Raw genomic sequence first — 23,560 nt, 5'->3', positions numbered from 1 at the left:
TTATTTAAAATCTACTCCATGTTTTCCGAGATCGTCATATTTGCGTACTCTTGATAAATCGTTCATTCCCCTATTATAAGGATATGAATAGTATATTTTTGTTTGTGGATAAAATTGTTTGAGGAAACTGGCACAGTTGTTACTTCCAAAATTACATGGTTCAAATTCTGTATATATTCTCTTTACATTTTTTGCTGGAATACGAAGGTTTCGGAGTTCACCTAGAAGAACCTGTTCAGCATGAATACCATCTATTCCCTTTGATTTTGGTATATTTTCTGTAACTCTAAATCTGCGTATACCAGCTTTATCAATATATTCAGCCACAGCAACATTGCGAGCTTTAGGTAATTGATTTGCTGCTCTATAAAAAAGAACTTCTTGAATGAAGCGAAAAGCAGGATCAAAATCGATTTGCCCCCCTAATCCGCCAGGAGTTGGATCTAAACCTGAAAATGGATCGTCAGAGAAATCAATACCTGATATATCAAAAGGATTAAGAGCATTAGCTAAGATACTAATTATTGTTAGAGCAGCGGTAATCTGGAGTAAAGAGAGGTATCCACTGGGATCTATGTAGCTTACAGGATTACTATTCGCATAAATGTACTTATGCAATGTTAGTGGCTCACTAATTTGTCCCTCATAATCATCTTTTCTAATAAATCTTCCAGTATCGGTGTCGTAATATCTTGCTCGGTTATAATAGTCTCCCAAGGCTTCGTCATACTGTTCTCCAGCAAACAGGTACTTATTCTCCACCCCACTAGTAGAGCTAATTAATTCTCCATAAGCCTCATAATCATAAGTGCTAACAACACTACCAGTTGCATCAGTCAGCACCCGTGTACTACCCAACCCATCAACATGGTAGTAAGTACGACTGTTACCCTGTTCCTGAGCAATTAAATCATTACCGTAAATGTACTCCACCTGCACAGCACCATTCGGAGAATATTCTTCCAAAACCTGTGCATACGGCTGCATTTCATCAATTAAGTACCGCGTCTCAACTCCATCAACCCTTGCTACAATTCGAATGCCATTATCGTTATACCGATACTGCATCGCTTGTTGGATTGCACCGTTAGCATCCTTCACTATTGCCGCAATCAACCGATTTTCATAATCCCAAGTGTATTCAGTTGTAATGCCGTTTTCGGTCTTGGTTAAAGTGTTGCCATTATTATCATAGGTATAATTTGCAACTATCTGTTGATTGATAGTCTCATCTAACAATCGGTCATTGGCATTATAGGTATAATCTGTAACCGTTGTAGCACCGTTGACAGTTTCACTCTTAGTCTTGCGATTCCCTACCTTATCGTAGGTATAGCCGTAAACTCGATTTCCATTAATCGCATCAGTAATTTTTTCTTGGGTCAACCGATACAAGTCATCGTAAGTATAATCAACGCTACGACCATTGTGTTCAACAACTTTGGTGCGGTTGCCTACTTTGTCCAGAGTATAAGTGTAGCTGGAGAGGATGGTGTCACCCTTATGATTTTCCAAATACTTCAATCGATTAAGGTCATCATAAGAGCGAATTTCTTGCGTACCATTAGCTAAAGTAGTACGCACCAAATTACTTACTGCATCATAGTCATAATCTGCTGTGATAACCCCATCCTCAATTACTTGGTCAAGGCGGTTACGGGCATCAAAGGTGTAGTTGACTGTCCCAGATGCGGTAGTAACAGAAGTGCGATTACTTGCAGCATCGTAAGTATAGCTAATACTGCGCCCATCTCGGTCAGTACGTTTGACTAAGCGATCACGTTCATCGTAGTCATAATCATAAGTTGCAGTAGTTTGACCATTAGCTTCAACAAACGTGATGATATTCTGCAACCCTACGGGTGTGTAAGTATACGTTACCTTAGACTCATCCTGGAACTGCTTCGAGGTCATCCAGTTCATGGGATCGTACTGATAGGTCGTAGTGTTGCGATTAAAGTCAGTATATGTCTTCAGATTACCTACAGCATCATAGGTCATATCTGACTGCTGATCCATTGGCAAAATTACCGCCGTGCGACGACCAACACCATCATATTTATAGCTAGTTGTGTGCTGGTTAGCATCTGTTTGTGAAATAAGGTTGCCGACTTCGTTGTATCCGTATTCTGTCCAATCTTGAAGCGCATTCTTCACAAGAGTCAAACGACCTAACGCATCGTAACTATATTCAGTGCGCTTGCTGTTCTGGTCAATCATCGCAATGCGCCGACCTAAATTATCGTATTCACTGGTGGTGTAAGTTTTGTCGTTGAACTCAGTCTTAACTAATCGCCCCAAGTCATCATATTTATAGCTAGTGGTGTGATTGAGCGCATCAGTTTCAGAAATACGCTGCCCTGCCTTGTCATAAGTGTAAGTAGTTTTCGAGTTATCTGTTAAAGTTGCAGGTGTATCATCTGCGTAAATTACCTGATTTTGCCGACCTACCGCATCGTAGCGAAACTCTGTGCGATTATTACGCTCATCAATTTGGGCTTTTACCAGACCATCACTGTAATATTCGGTACGAGTTTTAGTATTGTCATCCCAATTATTTGGTGTTGAATCTGGATTGATAGTTTCAATCAACCTACCAACATCATCATAAACAAAGCGCGTTTCCCGTCCCGCTTTATCAACGGAGGTAATTATACGCCCAGCAGCATCGTAGCGGCTAGTTTCGCGCAGGTTATCATCTGGGTTGTCAGGTGTATTATCTGCATAAATCGTTGCAACCAACTGACCTTTATCATCGTATTTATACTCGGTTTTGTGCTGGAGTGCATCAATAACCGCAGTTTGATGACCAAGTTTGTCATACTTATAAGTCGTGGTATGATTTTCGGCATCGGTCATCGTTTTCATTCGACCGTTTTCATCATACGTCCAGGTTGTGACTAAAGTCCTTAGACCTGTCGCAGTTGTCATTTGACGAGTTTCAGTCAGCTTGTCACCGTTGGCATTGTAAGTATAACCCGTAACATTGCCTAAAGCATCTGTAATGCTGGTGACATTACCCTTGTTATCATAATCAAAAGTTGTGACATTACCGTTAGCATCTTTGACAGACCGGAGTTGACCTCTGAGATCGTAGTCATAACTAGTAGTTTTACCAAGAGCATCAGTAGTTGAACGGAGATTACCACTTCTACTGTAGGTGTTAGTCGTCGTGCGCCCCAAGGAATCTGTCTCAGTCAGCAAGCGACTGTTAGCACCATAAGTGTAGTAAGTGATGTTGCCTAATGCGTCTTCTTGAGTTAACTGATTACCAAGGCTATCGTAGGTATATTTTGTTGTAAAACCATTTGGCCCAGAACGGTCTGAAATGACGGTTTCTTCCAAAACATAGTTATTATCGTCGTACTTGCGCTTAGTTATTTGCCCTTCTGCATCAATCTCAGTCAGAATGTTGCCACGAGCATCATATTCATAGGTAGTAGCATGACCAAGTTGATCTAACACAGTCTGCCTGGAGTTATTCGGGTCATAGGACATTTCCACCTTCTGACCGTTAACATCTTCCAGATACTTCAACCGCCCATCATCACCGTACTCATTCTTGACACCAGTCCTGCCCAAGGGGTCGATGATTTTGTCAAGGTAGTGCGATCGCTCTTGGTCATACTCCATGCGTGTGGTGTTACCTTCTCTATCCGTAACACTAATTAAATCGCCCTGAGCGTTGTAATCATACTGAATTTGCTTACCAGCCGGGTCAGTCACCGTCGCAATTCTGCCCTGCGCGTCCCGCCCAAAGGTTATCTTTTGCCCTGTAGAGCTAGTGATATCCGCATCAGTATAGGTTAACGTGTTCCCGTTCGTATCCGTAACCGTTAGCAGATCCCCAGTAGCAGCATCAATTTGATAGACAATGCCCTCTTTGGTAGTCAGCGTATAAACACCACCATAATAAACATCAGCAGGATTATAAGCACTGCCACCTAGTCCGTAGTACTGATTCGTACCAGCGCCATGAATGATGCGGGTGTTTTGAACGGTAAGCGTATCGGTTACGCCAGCATCAGCAACAAACGAGGGGTGATATATATTGGGGTCAGAATCAACACTACCAGCGCCTCTTAAATACTGAGAAAGCGGGTCAATCGTCGGCTTGAAAGTGAAGCCTTCCCTTTTTCCACCTGGCAGCGTAATGTATACTTTTGTACCGTCTTTGAAGGGATTCTGACCCCCCAGTTCTGCAACTTCTCCACTGGGTTTGCCGACAGAAGTCCGCAAATCCGTATCCCTGAATTCCATGCGCCAGCCGTAGCCAAAATCATCAGTAGTACCAGATGTCAAGGAATCATACGTGCGTGTCAGCGAAATAGGAATTCCAGTAACAGGAATCGACAAATCTGTAAACGACAGTCTAAAGTTACCGAGCTTCAATTCGCCAGAAACATTAACTGTATCTTCAACAAAGCTGACATTCCCGCCTTTATCATGAGCTTCCAGGCGCAACGTGTAGCTGTCATTTTCCAGTAATGATGGGTCGAACTTGCCCAGTACATCATTATTAACAGTGCTTGTGCCTCGGAAAATCTCTTTGAAATCGCTACTGCCAATGGGTGCAACCAGCAAGCGGTAGTAATCCAGGTTATCATCACTGACAGTTCCTTTAATATCAACTGGGGCGGTAACTGTACCTTGCGCGATCGCACCCAAGTTGAGGCTAACTTCGGGAGCGTTGACATCGCTGGTATCAATTACAGCCACGCTGAATGTCGCTTCACCAATATTACCAGCCGTGTCTTTTGCGATCGCTTTTGCGGTAATCGTTCCGGCTGTGGTTGGCGTGAACCGTGCCATACCATTGCTATCCAGCACTACCGCAGTTCCATCAATCAGTAATTGCAGTCCAGCAACCTTTATATTGTCAGTTGCCCGTGCTTGGAAAGTTATGGATTCGCCTAGATTTACTAGGTCGTAATTCGCAATCAGCCTGACTTTCGGTGCTACACTGTCAGCCGCCACCGACAGATTATACTGTTGCTGCCCAGTACTGCCATTGCCGTCGTTGACTGTAATGACAACCGTGTGGCTGCCAACATTATTAGTAGTCGGTGTCCAGCGCAGTCTGCCGAGAGTATCCAGCGTCATCCCCAAATCACGGGATGTCTGATCTAAGGTGTAAGATAAGCGATCCCCATCCGCATCACTGGCAATTACATCATAGTTGTACGTACTGCCAGGGGTTGCTGTTAACACAGGTGTAGAGCGAATCACCGGAGCATTATTAACTCGTGCAGTCAGTGTAAAGCCCTGTGCAGCACCCAAACCAGCAGCGTCCACCGCTCCCACAACAATTTTGTAGTTACCAGCGACAGGATTAGCCCAAGTGAGCAATCCAGTGGTAGAGTCAATGCTGATACCTGTTACACCCGCAGGCACAGACAACAATTGATATGTTAAGCGATCGCCAGCATTCGGGTCAGTAGCAACGACTTGATATTGGTAAGGACTACCAACTGCGGCTAAGTATACGGGAGTAGAAGTGATACTTGGGGCGGTGTTGATAGCACTTGCTCCAACTTCTATGGCATAAGTCTGCGTGGTGACAGCACCTTGAGCGTCGCGTGCAAAGACTTCAACTTGTTGAGAACCGATTTGCGACGCTTGGGGTGTCCAGCGAATCGTGCCACCATTATCAATAGTCATCCCCGCAGGTTTACGACCTAAGCTGAAGGTAAGGGGGTCGTTTTCTGGATCAGTTGCGACAACAGTGTAGGTATAAAGCTGATTCTGCGCGGCTCTGGTTATGGGATTGGAGACAATTGCAGAAGGAATATTAGTACCAGTGACAGTAAGAGTAAATTCCTGACCAACAAAACTACCCCAAGCATCAGTGACACGCACCTTAACATCATGTTCGCCAATTTGATTGCTTAATGGTTGCCAACGCAGAGTTCCCCGTTGAGCATCAATCACCATACCCTCTGGTGCTGCATCCAAGCTCCACAACAGCAAATCGCCATCAGGGTCGCTACCTGTGAGATTATACTCATAAGTGCGCTCTATATTTGTAATTAAGTCGGGAGCAGAAGTAATACTGGGTGCATAGTTAGCAGCAGTATTACTAACGTTAAGGTTAAAGCTTTGAGTTTGAGTAGAACTACCATCACTGACATTTATAACTACAGGCTGAGAACCAAACTGAGCCGCAGTAGGTGTCCAAGTGATGACACCATCTGAAGTAATATTCATACCCGTTGGAGCAGTCTGCAAACTGTAAGTTAAGATATCACCGTCAGGGTCAGTGGCTTCAATTTTGTAGTAGTAACTATTACCTAGTCGCGTTTGAGTCCGAGGAGTGGAAGTGATGACAGGGGCAAGATTCGGTGCAGCAGTGTTAACAACTAGGCTGACTTTCTGTAGTCCTTCTCCACCTTTGCCATCAATAACTTTAATAGAGAATTCCTGAGTGCCAAGTTGAGCAGCAGTAGGAGTCCAAGTGACTAAGCCAGTTGTAGAGTTAATTGTAATGCCACTGGGAGCGCCTGTCAGTAGTGAGTAAATTAAAGTATCACCATCAGAGTCCAGTGCTTGAGCTTGGTAGCGGAAAGTTTTGCCTACTTGTGGGTTACCTGTTGGTGTAGTGGAGGTAAAGACAGGAAGTGTATTATCACGAAGTAACTCTACCTTAATATATTGAATATCTTGTCCCCCTTGACCATCGCGTACTCGAAGCAAAGCATCAAAGGTGAGGGTGGATTTAACTGCCTCTGATCTACCAAAATTGATCAGAAACTGATTATCCACATCAAGTTTGGCGTAGTAGTCAGCGACTTGTTTTTTGGTGGGATTCCAGATTACTGTGCCGTTACTGGAATCTACAGCCATACCGTCGGGTGCTAATACTAGGTCAAAAGTCAAAGGATCAGTATCGACATCGGTGGCTTTGGCATTATATTTGAGCAGTTCACCACTTTTAAGCTGGGTGATTACCGGAGGTGTAGTAACAAATTTGGGATCACTATTAGGTGGTGCTGCAACCTGGTTTACACCAAAGAAATCAACAAAACTTTCACCTGCTGTAGTTACGCGATGCAAGATGCCATTGCCTTGATCCGTGGCAGGATCGTAGCTGCCTGTGGTTAAATTATAATTTGTGGTAATTTTATAACCTGCTGGTGGCAGAATACGGACACGATAATCCCCTGGTAGTAAATTGTCAAAGGTGTAATAATAATTAGTTTTATCTAAACTATTCGGTGCAAACCCACGTTTGGTCTTTTGAATTGGTTCGTTTGAATCATAAACTCCGTTGTTGTTCAAATCCAGATAAACACTGACATTTTCTTTAAACGGTTCTAAATTGTAGTTTTCATCTAATCCGCCAAATAATGTAGTCAAAGATTCAATGTCTTTGAGTCTAATCGCATTTGGGTCGATTTCTTTAAGTGTATCTAGGGTTGATGCTTCACCAATTGCAAAGGCAGTAACATTACCTTGACGGGTGGGATCGCCAAAGCCTGTCTTAATATCATTGGCAACACTAGCAGCGAGAACTGGGTTAAGTTGCCCGTAGCCATCGGACATAAAGATCAGGTTTGGCGTGCCGCTATATGCCTGTAATAATGTGCGAATTGTGGTTAAAGCGGCATCAAATCCACTTCTGCCCGGTGGATAGAATTTGTTGTCAGCGAAAATTTGCTGTCCTAAAACTTCATTTAAGTTGGTAATGCCGTTATTATTCGTATCCAATAATGCGGTAGTGTATTCCTGCAAGCCTGTGGCAGATAAATCCATGTCTTCGATTGTGCCACCAGCAACGAATGTAATCAATCCAATCTTGACATTGTTGCCTTGACTTTGAGCGATAATCCCTTTGACCAGTTCTTTGATAGCGGCGACTTGGGCATCTTTAACAACTTTTACATTCGGAAAATTGCGGGCACCGTAGAATGGCGCTTCAGTACTTCCTGACACGTCAAAGGCAATAATTACCGCAGGATTTGTACCCTTGATCAGTTTGGAATCGAGTAATCCATTTCCATTCAGGTCATCAAATACCGCACCTTGAATTTTACCAAGTTTACTGTAGGCATCCACCGTGAAGGTTTGAGTATCTTTACCACCTCTGCGATCGCTGACTTCGACAGTAAAGTTGGCTTTGCTACCTGAAGTGACAGTAGTTTCAGGGAACCAAAGTAATTCACCTGTATCTCTATTAATCACTGCACCGACAGGAGCATTAATTAAGCGATATACTAATGGGTCGTTATTTGGATCTAGGGCAGTGAGCGTATAGCGATAACCATCTTCTGCCAAACTGTAATTGGTGTCAGGTGTGCTGGTAATTACAGGATTGGTATTATCGGGGTCAGCAAAGACTTTGATGTTATAGTCTTGGAAAACACTCCCCCCTTTACCATCTTTTGCTTGCAGTTTAACCGCTACAGTTGCTAGAGATCCGTCATCTAATTGATCATTAGATTTGCCTACACCAGGGGTGATGATGTCTCTGGCGTTGCTGATATCTGTTTGTATAACTCGGAACTTGTAGTCTAATTTATCGGTTACGGCTTGTCCTCGAATGACAAGGGTGTATTCGCCACTATTCGTGAAGTCGTATTGAAAATCATTGTAGATATAATTGTTAGTACTACTTACATAGCTACCATCGGGTGCATAAAGTCCCCAAGTGAATCGGTTGATATCTGTGGTAGTAGTAGCTGATAGATTATCAAAATATAACCGCTTTCCTGCTGTGGCATTTATTTTATAAAAGACATCCTTTTGTCCATTATCCAACGAGCCTGTAGTTGGTAAGTTATATTCGACTGGAGGCGCACTGCTCGCGTCTAACATCTGGAAACTATAGTTGCGATTTGCTCCAGAGTCACCAGCGATCGCCAAGTGGTATAGACCTTCTTGTGTCAATACATACTGAGCAGAATCAGTGTATTGAAAGTTACCGAAGTTCATTACCAGATTGCCGCTAGGATCGTAGAGATAAGCATTGACTCCATTGCCAACCATCCCGTTGAATAGAACTTTTGTACCGACAAAGTTTTGGAACGTAAATACCTTAGCTTCTCCGCTATTAAGTGTGCCCGTTTCTACGCCATTGAAGGCTAAATAAGTTGCCGCAGGTGAACGGAAACTATTAGGCATTTCTAAAAGGTTGTATTTGTAATCACCTGTTATATTACCGTTGTAACTATAAGTCTGGAATTTGTAATTACCTGTCTCCTTCAATACAATTGGCGCTTGATCATAGCGCATATCTAAGTTGTCAGCAATTATCACTCCACTTGGGTTATAGATCCTGCCTCGAATAGCTCCATTGGTACTGTCATATTGCCCATCGTAGAAAATTTGCGTACCGGCGGTGGCGGTAAAGGTGTAATTAACTGGTGTATTTGCAGTTAAAGTTCCACTTTGTAATGTATTCAAGCCACTATTAGTTACGGGTGAAGGTGCAATATTAGTAACTGTGAAGTTGTAGTTCAGGTTTTGGGCATTTGCTCCACCAATTGCAAGAGTAAATAGCCCTGTTGATGGTAAGGTAATTTTGAAGTCGGGACTGGATGCAGAAGGAGAAGCGATTGCTATACCTGCGGGGTTATAAAGTACCCAATTTGCACCCGTCCAACTGGGAGTAGCTAAATCGAAGTTGAGAATTTGTCCTTGAGTACCGTTGATTCTGTAGAGCTTAGTGTTGTTGCCATTTACTGTATCTGTAATTGCCGTGCCAAGAGTGATTGCTGGGATAGATACAGTATTGCGATCGCTCAAAGTAAACCCATAAGCTCCTATTGTCCCGTTATCGCCAGAAATCTCAATCCGATAAGTACCATTTTCTTTTAAGGTTTCTGGTAAGAAGTCGCCACTGTTCAAAAATCTTTCGTTCAACAAAACTCCTGTTGGACTATAGAATTTCAGCCTCTCATTTGCAGGTGCAACTACATAATCAAAGTACAATTTCTGTCCAATTGCGCCTGTAAAGCTGTAGGTATCAACTTCTCCTTTTTTAGCGATTGCAGTGTTGACCGATGTTCCCAATGTGTAATTGGAAGTGATGTTATCGGGTGTTGAGAGTCGAAAACTGTAATCATTGCGAGGATCGTAAGCAGAAGAGTTACTGTAGTTGCCAGTGCCATAGAATTCAATCGTATAATCTCCTGTAAATGGCATGACTATGCTTCTGCTGGTATAGCTCTGACCGAAAGGAATTCTATTTTGTCCAGAGACTAATTCACCATTGGGTGAGAAAACTGAGTAGCCGTTGGGAGAAGTGCCTGCGTTAACATCCACAAAGATTGTCTGTCCTGCGGATGCAGTAAATTTGTAGAGATTGGATTCCAGCCCTTTCAGATCGTCATACTTACCAGAAACATCTGTATTTAGAGCAATTGCTGTAGCTTGAGATGCAGCAGTAGAAGCAGCGTTAGCATACTCTAATAACCTCAAGTTGTAGTTACCAATCGTCTCACCAATAGGATCAATTACTAAGGTGTAAATGCCATTTTCATCAAGGATATTATTGACTTTATTGTTGCGAATATCCCAATTGGAAAGACCACTTGAGCCATCAGAGACTAATTTACCGCTTGGTGCATACAACGAGGCAAAGAAATTAGATGTACCAGAGAGAGAGTCAAAAAACAGTCGTTGTCCTGCTTTCCCTTCAAATTTATAGCTGTCGTTTTGTCCCGGTCTAATGATTGAACCATTGATGGTATCGCCTACGGTGTAGTTGACAACAGGTTGGGTGGGCTTAACTAACTTAAATTTGTAGGTTTTAGCAGCAGTTTCATAACCTCTAATTGCTAAGACATAGGTATCCGTAGCCAAGGTGACTTCTCGATCATCTCTTGCGGCATAATCTACTACTCTTTGATTGCTGGAGTTAAATAATGTCCAATAGACATTGCCTGGATCTTGTAGCGAATCAAGGAACAATTTTTCCCCAGCAGTACCTGTAAATTTGTAGAAGCGCGTATTTTGTCCACTGGGTAGAGTATCAGTGATTATCCCAGTATCTAGGGAGGCAGCATCAAAAGTTAGAGGTGTTGCTTGATCCATATCCATCAAGCTAAAGCCATAGGTTCCCAACTGTTCATCACTAAAATCTATAGTGACTTTGTAAGTACCAGTTTCTTTTAAGGTAATAGGTTCTAAATTGCTTTCATTGTTATAAATTTGGTAACTGAGATATCGAACACCTGTTGGACTATCTATGTAGATATTTTTGCTATAGTTATTAGTCCGATCCAGTATATCAAGATACAATCTCTGTCCTGCTGTACCTGTGAAGGTATAGACATCATTCTGTCCTTTGACAATTACATTGCCTGATACTGGATTAGGAGTAGCATTATTACCTGTATTAATTGGCGTGGGTGCAGGCGTGGGCGGCAGGATTAAGTTAAAATTGTACGTCTTAGCAGCATTTTCATAACCTCTAATGGCTAATGTATAAGTGTCATCGGCTAAGGTTATTTCTCGATCGTTTCTTGCGGCATCATCTATTACTCTCTGGTTACTGGAATTAAACAATGTCCAATAGACATTCCCTGGATCGATTAGGGAATCCATGTACAGCTTTGTTCCTGCTGTGCCAGTGAATTTATAAAAACGAGTTTCTTGTCCTGTTGTCAACGTTTCAGTAATAATGCCTGTGGTTAAAGCACCATTAACAATAGTATTGAAGGTTAGAGGTGTTGCTTGATCCATATCCATCAAGCTAAAGCCATAGGTTCCCAACTGTTCACCACTAAAATCTATAGTGACTTTGTAAGTACCAGTTTCTTTTAAGGTAATAGGTTCTAAATTGCTTTCGTTGTTATAAATTTGGTAACTGAGATATCGAACACCTGTTGGACTATCTATGTAGATATTTTTGCTATAGTTATTAGTCCGATCCAGTACATCAAGATACAATCTCTGTCCTGCTGTACCTGTGAAGGTATAAATATCATTCTGTCCTTTAACTGCAATATTGCCGTTGACAACATTGGACGCGTCATTAGTGCCAACTAAGATTGGAATTGTTGCGTTAGTTGGTGGTTGAATTAGATTAAAAGAATAGTTTTTAGCAATATTCTCATCGTTGTCAAATATCAATGTGTAGGTATCTGTTGCTAGAGTTACTTCTTGATCGATTCCTGCTGATGTATCAATAACACTAGTATTACTAGAGTTTAACAATTTCCAATACACATTCCCTGGATTAGCAAGGGAATCCATATATATTCGCTGTCCAGCTAACCCATTAAACTTATAAACAACGCTCTGGTAAGCAGCAAGGGTTCCGTTAGTAACCGTCTCAAATAATGTATTGGTGGCTTGAGCATCCATATCCAACAGGTTGAAGCTATAAGCTCCTTGAGATATGGTAAGTGTGTAAGTGCCTGCCTCTTTTAAGGTAATTGGTGCTGAAAAAGTCCGATAACCGTAAATTATATCGAACATGCCATAATTTACACCTGTTGGACTAGTGAGGGAAAATTGTTGATCAAAAGGTGAACCGTTTTTGTTCAAGAGATCCAAGTACAGTCTTTGCCCTACTGCACCTGTAAAGGTGTAGTTTACCTTTTGTCCTGAAGTTGTAATGTTCCCACTCACAGGTGTACCAATAGTAAGAGGAATAGCAGATATGGGGGCTGGAACAAGAGAACCGAGGACAGGAGCTTGATCTAGGAATTGAAAGCTATAAGCTCCTGTTGCTTCACCAGAACCATCAACTTTAACTGTGTAAATACCAGTCAAACTTATAAATAGCGGTGTACTAGCTGTTCCTCGATTAGCTGTGCTACTAAAAGAATCTATCTGTTTTCCAGTTGGGTCATAGACCGTAATTGTGAAAGGATTAGTCGTATTTAGCGTCTTAAAGAATAGTTGTCGCCCTGCTGTGCCTGTAAAGGTAAAGGAATCCTGCTCACCTTTTTTGGCAATTGCACCACTGATAGTATCGCCAAGATTTATTGCTGTGGTTGTCAAAGGTGCAGTGATGATCTGTACATTAAAGCTAGAATTAGTTGCACCAGTCCCATTTAGCTCTAGCCAATACTTTCCAGCATCTAAATATAGTTCACGATCTTCATATACATAACCATTAGAAACATTTACCCCAGCGTCATTGTAGATGTTATAACGGTTGGGATAAGCACCACCCGTTCCATCAATATAGACATATTGTCTGTCATTTGGACTTGCAGTTACAGGCACTGCCGGAATCACAAAGCTGTAAGATTTGGCATCCAGATTATTCAATGTCGAGTCAAAGTTACCCGTAACTGGAGTATCTAAATTCACAGGTGTGGCTGCGGCTCGATCGAGGAAGCGGAATTTATAATCTCCTGTTGCTTCGCCAGAACCATCAACTGTAACTTTATAAGTGCCACTCATGCTTAAAAATAGCGGCGTGTCTGGGCCTCGATCGCCGCGACTGTCAAAACCATCTATCTGTTTTCCAGTTGGGTCATAGATAGTGATTGGGAAATAATTAGTATTGTTTAATGTGTCATAAAATAGCTGTTGCCCTGCTGTACCAGTAAAAGTAAAGGAATCTTGCTCACCTTTTTTATCAATTGAGCCAGTAACTGTATCGCCAATATTAATTGCTGTGGTTGTTAATGGTGCAGTGATAATCCGCACTTTATAATTATTGTTAGCAATCCCATTTCCAGTTAGGGTTAACCAATACTTTCCAGCATCTAGATATAGTTCTCGATCTTCATAAACATAGGCATTAGTGACATTCCTTCCTGCCGCATCATAAATGTCGTAGCGGTTGTTATGGCCACCTGCTTGTCCATCAATGTAAATGTATTGCTTGCCATTAGGCGTAGATGTGAGTGGCGTGGTGGGAATTTCAAAACTGTAAGTATCGGTTTGAAGATTATCAATAAATACACCAGTAACATCCGTATCTAGATTTACAAGTGTGGCAGCATCTCGGTCTAAGAAGCGGAATTTATAATCTCCTGTTGCTTCGCCAGAGCCATCAACCGTGACCTTGTAAGTACCAGTCATCGCTAAAAATAGCGGTGAATTTGGGCCTCGATTCCCGCGACTGTCAAAACTATCTATCTGTTGTCCAGTTGGGTCATAGATAGTGATTGGGAAATAATTAGTATTGTTTAATGTGTCATAAAATAGCTGTTGTCCTGCTGTACCAGTAAAAGTATAAGAATCTTGCTCACCTTTTTGGATAAAACCATTAACTGTGGAACCAAGTGTGTAAGCCGAAGTTGGGAGCAGTGAATCAATGATATTGAAGGAAAAGGAGTTGACCTCATTAAAAGCACCTTTACCCCGTACCGCAAGAATATATTCTCCTGAAGTTTGGACATTGTACTCTATGTCATCAAAGTTGCCATTAGAAGCAACTGCGATATTACGTGGATCATAAAGTACCCAATCCAGAGATCCGTTTACACGGGAGAGATAATCAAAATAGAGCTTCTGTCCCTGTGTTGCATTAAAACGATAGACCCGATCCGCAGTACCAGGGTTGAGCCTATCATTAACAACTTTGTCAAAGGGCTGAATCGGGAGTAATGCCGGATTAATTACACTAAACCCATAGGAACCAGTAGTTGCGCCTTGGGGATCAACAACAATCTTGTAATTACCATCTTCATTTAGGGTAATCAGCTGATTATCGTAATAGGCAAGATAGGTATCCACTACAAGGCGACCCGTGGGACTATAAACTTGAAACTTCCAATCATCACGATTTCCTGTATATTGAATAGGATCAAAGTAAATCCTTTGACCTGCTTGACCCGCAAAATTAAATTCTTGATTTTGTCCTGCTACGGATACTTGCCCAATTACCGTATCACCCAAAATCAATGCAGGCGGTGCTGTCCACTGTACTTTACCTGTAGTGGGGTCAATCACCAGACCATCTGGGCCAATTACAACACTATAGCTAACCGTATCATTATCAGGGTCAACTGCATTAGAATCATAACTATATTGCTTATTTATGTAAGCCTGCACCACAGGATTAGTTACAAACACAGGTGGACGATTAGGTGGTGTTGCAATCACACTCAGAGCGTAATCCTGTGTAACTGTACCACCACGTCCATCACTCACTTCCAAACTAATTATCTGATTACCGATGTTGCTGGTTGTCGTGTTCCAGCTAATCAGCCCTGTGGTGGAGTCAATGGTCATACCATCTGGGGATGCCAGCAGTTTATATGTTAAATAATCTCCGTTGGGGTCACTAGCATTGACATCATAGCTGTAAAACTGACCTCCAATTATTTCTTTGTTGGGCTGAGTTTGAATGACTGGAGCTTGATTTAACTGCGCCAGCACTACCAAATCATAGCTAAACTGCATCCCTTGAGGATTGTAGAATACCAAAGAGCGTTGTGTGGTGGATTCGTTTGGATCGAGTTTTCCACCTGCAACTAAGTTTGAGAAGTTATAGTAGGGAATACCTTCGGGTGTAAAGCCATCAGGATTGCGTACTACAACAGTCGGGTCGCTGATGTGGTTAACAGCAACTATCATTGGAGCATCAACGCTATAAGAGCCAATGTTATGTATTGCAATGTCTGCATATAGTAAGCGGGTATCTGCATTAAAGCTAGTGCGGTGATAATCTGCACTGAAACTTTGAGATACATCTGTCAAGTTGTTGAAGTTAGGCGATGTCGTAATGTTTGCAGATGGCTGCGTACCAAAACCTGACTGTAAAGGAGGTTGTGTATTAGCTGGTGCAGTTTGCAGAACAAATTCGGTAATGCTGACATTGGTAGTAGTATCACTGTCATTGTTTACCAGACGGAAAATGAGAGTGGCATGACCTGGTTTAACGCCTGTCAAATTCAAGCGCACAGTCTGGTCATTACTGTTATAACTAGCACCCGCGCCCAATGCGACATCTTCCCCTTCTGTCCAGTTAAAGAAAGCATCTCTACCGAATGCTACGGTGTGTACTAGAGAGTTCCCATTAGTATCAACTAATACCACCTCAAAGGCATCGTTAATAGCATCAGGATCGGAAATATCAAAACTCTTATCAATCTTGAAGCTGAGGATAGAAGGTGTTGCTGGAATGACTAGAGGTAGGCTACGAGTTGCTGTAAAGTCAGTTTCTTCAGTCAAACTAATTTGACTACCAAGAATAATATTTTGTGTAGTGCCAAGTCCGCCTGCATCTTCTACCGTAAATGCAATATTAAATAGACCCAGTTGATTTTCATTAGAGGTGCCTGTTAAGGCAGCAGTGCCATCGGCGTTATCGGTAAAGATTAACCAACTGGGAACTCCAGTCGCAGTGATAATGCGGGTATCACCAGCATCCGGGTCAATGGTAGTGATATTATAAGTATAAGTACTACCAGATTCAATAGTTGTAATAATAGGCGTGCTAGTAAAGCTGGGAGCTTCATTAACATTGGTTACATTAACTGTAATTTCTTGAGTAGTGCTTAGACCTTGAGCGTCAGTGCTGCGAACAACGATAGTATGCTGGCTCTGGTTCTCGTAATTTATAAGTGTATTATTAGCCACTTGTAAAGAATTGCCTACAATCTGGAATCGCCCCTGGACATCATCTACCAGATTATAAGTATGGCTATCGCTTGTATCGGGGTCGATACTGCTCAATTCACCAATCACCGTACCATTAGGACTATTTTCAGCAATGCTGTTAGCCGTGAGGTTAATGGCAGTCGGAGCGCTAAAGCGGTAGATGGTGGTTATATAGGTGCGTTGGTTGCCTGCAATATCCGTTGCTTTGACAGTGAAGGAATTAACGCCTGCGACTAAAGAAACGTTAGTAAAGGTAAATTTGCCTGTATTATCAGCACTAATGGTAGTATTTGTTGCTTTCAAGGATACAGTCACGCCAGGGTCAGTTAAACCTGTAAGTGTGACTGTATCAAATTTGGTTTTCTTGTCGCCAACTGTGCCTGAATCCGATGCTGCATCTAAATTGAAGACTGGTTGAGTGACACTAGTATCCAGGGTAAAAGTAAAGCTAAAGGCGTTTGAAGTGTTGCCAAATTCGTCAGATGCGATTAAGCGCAAGGTATGAGCGCCATCAGGCAAGGAACTACCGTATATTGCTTCGAGTTGTGTGCGGTTGAAGCTAAAGCTACCGTCGGTGTTTAGTTGGGCAATAACATCAGCAAAGTTGGCAGCAAGGGTGTTGTTAAATCCTGCCTTGAAGCTGACAATTCGACTTATATCGGCTACTGTACCGTTAATTGCTGGGTCAGCAGTAATTTTATCACTGTTGGTGATCCCCCCTGGTGCAGTGTCGTTGCTGAGAACCGCAGCAATTACAGGGGTAGTAGTATCGTTATTAACGTTAACATTATAAGTAATTGTTGTCAGGTTACCTGCAATATCACTGGCAATCAATGTTAGTACATGAGTGCCATGACTCAGCCCAGTCAAATCTAATTGTTGCTCGAACTCTCCTGTAGCGTCAAAATCAACATTAATTTCCTCAAGGTTGTCAAAGCGATAGCGCAGCGATGCCACAGCGCTTCCCGTACCATTGACACTGCCAGTTAGATTGGCTCCTATTGCAAGTGGTGCAGTATCCACAGGAGTGCTAAGAGTCAGTTGAGGTATTACTTTGTCAATAATTACTTGCAATGGTGCAGACTCATTGCTGACATTTCCTGCAATATCAGTAGCAACCGCCGTGAGATTGTATATACCGTCAGTGAGTTCGCTAGTGACAATTTGCCAAGTACCTGTGCTATCAGCTGTTGCAGTCCCTAAAACTTGTCCAGAGTGGAAAAGTTGAACTGTTGCCCCCACCTCAGCGTTACCTGTAATGGTGGGATTGCTAACATTAGTAATATCGTCGCTGTTACTTACTCCTAGATCGCTATTTGGAGTCAGGTCTAGATTGCTAAGTGTAAGTGTGCTGGTATCCAGTGTAAAAGTATATTCAAAGGTAGGTGAAATGTTATCAAACTCATCTTTGGCTACTAAGTATAGAGTGTGTATGCCATCAGTTAAAGTATTGCCCAAAATGGTTTCTAGCTGAGTACGATTGAGAGTAAAGCTGCTATCAGGTTGAATTTGGGCAGTAATATCAATATAGTTGTCAGCAACCGTATCGTTCAACCCAACTCGTAATTCAACTACGCGGTTAGTGTCGGTGACAGTACCTACAATTGTCGGGTCAAAAGTGATCCGATCACTATTGGTATTTCCCCCTTGAGCAGTGTCACGTATTAAGTTCGCGCTAATAATTGGAGCTTCGTAATCGAGATTAACGGTAACATTATACTGCTGGGTAGTAATGTTCCCCGCAATGTCTGTTGTAGTAATTGTCAAAACGCGATCGCCGTTGGCAATTCCTGTAAAGTCAAGCTGTTGATCAAAACTACCATCAGGGTTGAAAAATAAAGGTATTGCAGCTTGATTGTCAAAGCTGTAGCTCAAAGCACTAATGCTACTACCCGTACCACTGGTACTGCCAACTAGACGCGCTCCTTGTTTTAATGGCGCTGTATCAACAGGAGTTGTTAAGGCGAGGGTCGGTGCAGTGCTATCAATGGTAATTGTTATTGCCGAGATACTGCTGAGGTTCCCAGCAATGTCAGTAGCAATAGCACTGACATTGTACGTATCGTCAGCTAAGTTATTGGTAGTAATTTGCCATGCACCGTTAGCATCGGCAGTTGCCTGACCGAGAATTTGTCCGCCATTGCTATTGACAAGTTGGACGGTTGCACCAGCTTCAGCGTTACCTGTAATGCTTGAGGATGGGTATTTGGTAATGTTATCAGTACTGCTCGTACCGCTATCGTTACTAGCAGGTAGATCGAGGTTGTTTGGTGCAGGTGTTGTTGTATCTAGTGTAAAGGTGAAGTTGTAAACCTCAGTGAGGTTGCCAAATTCATCTTGGGCAACCAAGTGTAAGGTATGCACGCCATCAGGGATGGGACTGCCGTAAATTGCTGCCAGTTGACTGCGGTCAAAGCTAAAAGTCCCATCGCTATTTAGCTGGCGTAAAACATCAACAAAATTGGCAATAGGAGTATTATCAAAACCTGCTCGGAATTCAACCACACGGCTAGTATCAACAACATTACCGCCAATTGCAGGGTCAAAAGTAATGCGATCGCTGTTAGTTGTGTTATTTGGGGCTGTGTCATTTGTCAAAGCTGCGGTTATTACAGGTGCTGCTTCATCTAGCTGAACAGTGACATTATATTGTGTGGTCAGTAAATTACCAGCTGCATCAATTGCCACAATCGTTAAAACGTGGCTACCATTCCCAAGTCCAGTCAAATCTAGTTCCTGGTCAAAAGCCTCCGCAGAATTATAGGCAATAGGTATTTCACTTTGGTTATTGAAGCGATAGCTCAAGGAAATTACGCTACTACCTGTACCGCTAATACTCCCAATGAGTTTATCTCCTTGTCGCAGGGGAGTTTGATAAAAAGGTGTATCGAGTGTGAGTTGTGGAAGAGCGGTATCAATAGTGACGGCAAGCGGCGTTGATGAAGCGTTGGTATTTCCCGCAATATCGTTAACAGTAGTAGTTAATGAATGGATACCATCAGTTAATGAGGACGTAGTTATTTGCCAAGTCCCATCAGCATTGACAGTAGTTTGTCCGATTTCCTGTCCTTCGTTGAATAATTTTACAGACGCTCCAACTTCGGCAGTACCATTAATTGTAGGAGTAGCATCATTAGTGAGGCGATCGCTATTGTTAAATCCCGAATCGCTAGCTGTTGACAATTTTAAAGTCGGTGCAGGTGTGATAGTATCCAGGGTAAAAGCAAGGGCAAATATGCTAGAAGTATTACCGTAGGAATCTGTTGCTTGCAAGTACAGTATGTGTTGACCATCTGATAAAGTTCCGCCATAGATTTGTTCTAATTGCGGGCGGCTAAAGCTAAAACTAGCATCAGATTGCCTAGTAGGTAAAACATTGACAAAGTTGGCAACATTCGTACTGTTGAAACCAGCCCGGAAGCTAACAATTTGGTTAACGTCGGTGACAGTACCCGTAATGCTGGGGTCAAAGGTGATTTTATCAGTATTGGTCGTGTTACCAGGGGCAGTGTCCCGCACTAAGGTAGCACTAATCACAGGTGCATCCTGATCAATAAGAACTGTGACAGTATATTGAACAGTTTTGACATTACCTGCTGTGTCGTTGGCACTAAGAGTTAGGGTGTGCGATCCATTGCTTAGTCCAGTCAAGTCTAAAGATTGGTCAAATGCTCCTATCGCATTAAATGGTACTGTAACTGATGCTAAGTTATCAAAGTGATAGCTCAATGCGGTTACAGTCGAACCAGTACCATCAACGCTACCAGTTAATCTAGCTCCTGGTGTCAGAGGTGAGGTATCAACAGGGGTATTTAGCGTTAACAGAGGTGATGTGCTGTCAATCGTGATCGCAATCGGCACACTCAAGTTGCTGACATTGCCAGCAATGTCAGTGGCTGTAGCAGTGAGATTATAAGTACCATCTGTAAGGTTGCTAGTAACAATTTGCCATACACCATTATTATTAGCTGTTGCCTGACCGAGGAGTTGCCCATTATTTAAGAGTTGAACAACTGCACCAGTTTCTGCGTTACCTGTAATAGATGGTGTATTTTTATTTGTAATATTATCAGTATTACTAGAACCGCTATCATCAATGGCACGTAAGTCTAGATTATTGGGGTCAGGTGTAGTTGTGTCGAGAGTGAATGTCAGATTAAAAGTATCAGAAAGGTTGCCATATAAGTCTTTAGCTTGTAAATGCAAAGTGTAAACGCCATCACTCAGCGTACCACCATTAATAGTTTCCAGTTGAGAACGAGTAAAGCTAAAGCTGCCATTACTATTACGCCCTTGCATCACATTTGTGTAATTGGTAGATGGCGTATTATTTAAGCCAGCACGAAACTCAAGTATAGGATTAGCATCAGTAACAGTTCCGGTAATTGTGGGGTCAAAAGTAATAAAATCTTGATTTGTTTGTCCAAAGGGTGCAGTATCACGAGCTAGAGTAGCGCTAATTACAGGTGGGTTAATATCTGGCATCAATTCAGCGACACCAATCACAGTAGCTTGACCATTAAAGATGATATTGCCCTTGGTACTAATTGAACCGTACAAACTGGAATTGCCGTTGAAAATAAAGTTCTTAACACTTAAGAACAATCCACGGGTATTAGTGGCACCGTTATAGGTGATATCTCCTTGGGAAAATACCTTCAGATTATCGGTAGTATTGATGCTGCTGGTAGCACCGTTAAAAGTAATATTGCCATTGGCGCTACCCGTGGCTAGTAAGGAAGAACCTGCAAATCTCGCACCACCGTTCATGTTAATAGAACCGGAAGCAAACACGGACAAATCACGGGAGAGCAAATTAGACAGGTTAACATTACCATTATTGGCAATTAAGACAACATTATTAAAATTGTGACCATTGCCATTGAAATTGATATCTCCTTGCTCAACGGTAATAATATAGTTGTTTAAGCTGACATTAGCAGGAATATTTAGCCCCCCTCCTGTTATTCTCACAACGGTAGGATTATTTATCGTACCTGGAGGTGGAAACTTCCTCGACCAGTCGCTACTACTATTAATGGGGTTTTGAGAGATATTGAAGGTAACAGTGGGTGTCCCCACAGGAATACGGCGATTAAGATCGAGTTGTTTAATATCTGCATAGGCTGGCACGATTACTGTCTGCTGTGGCACTATTGGTGGAGGAATTAAGCCAGCATACTTATTGCTAGAACCATTGGCAATACTAGTGGTGTAGCCAGAGGCCACTGCCACAGCTTTATCTACTAAAACCAGTTTGCCATTGGCATCTCGAATCGGATTTCCTGCTGCATCTATTTGTACGGGTAGTGTGAGATTGCCATTCATGATGAAGCCTTTGGCTGCATAAATTAAGGCATCATCACTTAAAGAAGTTGGTACACCGTCAAAATCTCCATTCCCGTTGATACTGATAGTACCTTCAGTACGAATAGCAAAGCTGGGGATAGAAGTCTGACTAGTTGTTGGTATTACGCTAGAATTTGTCTGTACTGAAGAATTTTGCTGAGAATTATCTACAATTCCCAATAGTCCAGCAGTATTTAGCAAGTTCTGTTGAGTAATGCCAACTAGTGAGTTGTCTGTAGCGTTACCTGTAAGTGAATCTTTTGCTTTTGTCTTAGCAGAGTTATTATTACTACTAGTGGGGAGTAAAGAAGTGTTGATAAAATTTTTTGTCTGGGAGTCAAAGATATTGCTACTTAATGGGGTGTAGTTAGTAGAGTCTTGATTTGAGTTCTTATCTTCGGTGCCATTTTTTGATTTTTCCAGTCGTTCTAACTCTGTGTTTGTAGGGTCGGAACCACTAGGATTTTTGAGTGATATTTGCAAAGAAGTTAAGGCAGAATTATCATCTAAAGCTGCACTCAAAGTTGCACTTTCTAGTAAAGATAGTGGTAAGATTCCGCCATTAGTAGAAGATGCACTATTGGTTCCCAAATTTTCAGAGCTACCCATGACTAACCCCAAGAAGTAATAAATTGTTTACTGTTTTTATTTGATAAAAAAATTCCGCCGATTTTGCTCTGGAGTCGATAACGATAAAATACTCTTGACTCCATCTCAATATATAAGGCGATTATCTGCCTGTTCTTATTATTTTGAATAATGGGAAACGAGGAGAAAACCCTCAGTTTATCTCCTCTTCGTTAACCTATCTTTTACAAAAATATCAAGCTGCTATACCGACATCCATTGTCAATATATTTGGAACTATAGTTGTATTGTTAGCTACTTCAGCTATAAACTTGGTACTAATAATCTCTTGGTAAGTTGCAAAATCTACTTGCCAATTGTCAATAATTTGATGTAAATTTCCGATACGTTCTGGTACAGCTTCACTCTTTACTTCATAGCTAAAACTACCATTGAACAACACAATAGGAGTGCTGGTTTCATCTGGATTCCGTAATGCTGCTTCACTTACTGTCAGATAGAATGGGCAGCGCTCTAAAGTATAAACTAAGTTTAGTGTCGCTCGTACAGGTGTAGTCCCAACTTCTTGCCAAGCGCCAGGAGACAGTAGCGTTTTGGCTAAATACTGACGGGCTGCATCCTGCTGTTGGTCAAAAGTCATGTAGCTTCTGGGATTAAGACCTACAGCTTCGTATTCTATATTGGGTAGTATTTGAACATATTTTTTGGCAATATTTGCAACTACGAGTTCTCGTGTTGATTTACCTTCAATAGCTTCTATAAATATGACTCGCGTTGGTTCAGCTACTATCATCACACCGTTAGTGAAGGCAACTTGAGATACATTTTGAGTAGATATTGGTTGACGAGCCAATTCCCATTCTGTTGGAACGATACCACTATATTTGAGAAAATCTGGATTTAGGAGTGTAGGGTTATAATTTTTTGCAGCAATAATAATTCCGAACTCTTGGGTGATTAAGCTTTGATTCATGATGCTTTCCTAATAACTGAAAATCAAATACGAAGGCTTTTGCACCAATTGATTTTGACGTAGATTTGAAACCTCTTGGTGCATTATCCATGTACTGGACACGTTTTTTACGGTCACTTGTAACTTTATACTCTCGTT

Annotated in this window: 2 protein-coding genes; both read right to left on the bottom strand. The window is 41.9% G+C overall.

The annotated features are described in order from the left end of the window. Entirely contained in the window at positions 1-22,470 is a 22,470-nt protein-coding gene (locus ACWATR_RS36765) for an Ig-like domain-containing protein (protein ID WP_460344275.1), read from the bottom strand. 214 nt (positions 22,471-22,684) lie between these two features. After that, the gene (locus ACWATR_RS36760) at positions 22,685-23,422 is read right to left on the bottom strand and encodes a hypothetical protein (protein ID WP_460344272.1); all 738 of its coding nucleotides are present in this window, start codon (positions 23,420-23,422) and stop codon (positions 22,685-22,687) included. Between the last annotated feature and the right edge of the window lie 138 nt (positions 23,423-23,560).

This window comes from Nostoc sp. UIC 10890 (assembly GCF_054786515.1).
The sequence above is the reverse complement of the archived record's forward strand: the minus strand, read 5'-3'. Positions and strand labels throughout refer to the sequence as shown.

Coding starts and splice junctions, on each gene's coding strand:
- ACWATR_RS36765 (WP_460344275.1), bottom strand. CDS start 22,470: ATGGGTAGCTCTGAAAATTTGGGAACCAATAGTGCATCTTCTACTAAT.
- ACWATR_RS36760 (WP_460344272.1), bottom strand. CDS start 23,422: ATGAATCAAAGCTTAATCACCCAAGAGTTCGGAATTATTATTGCTGCA.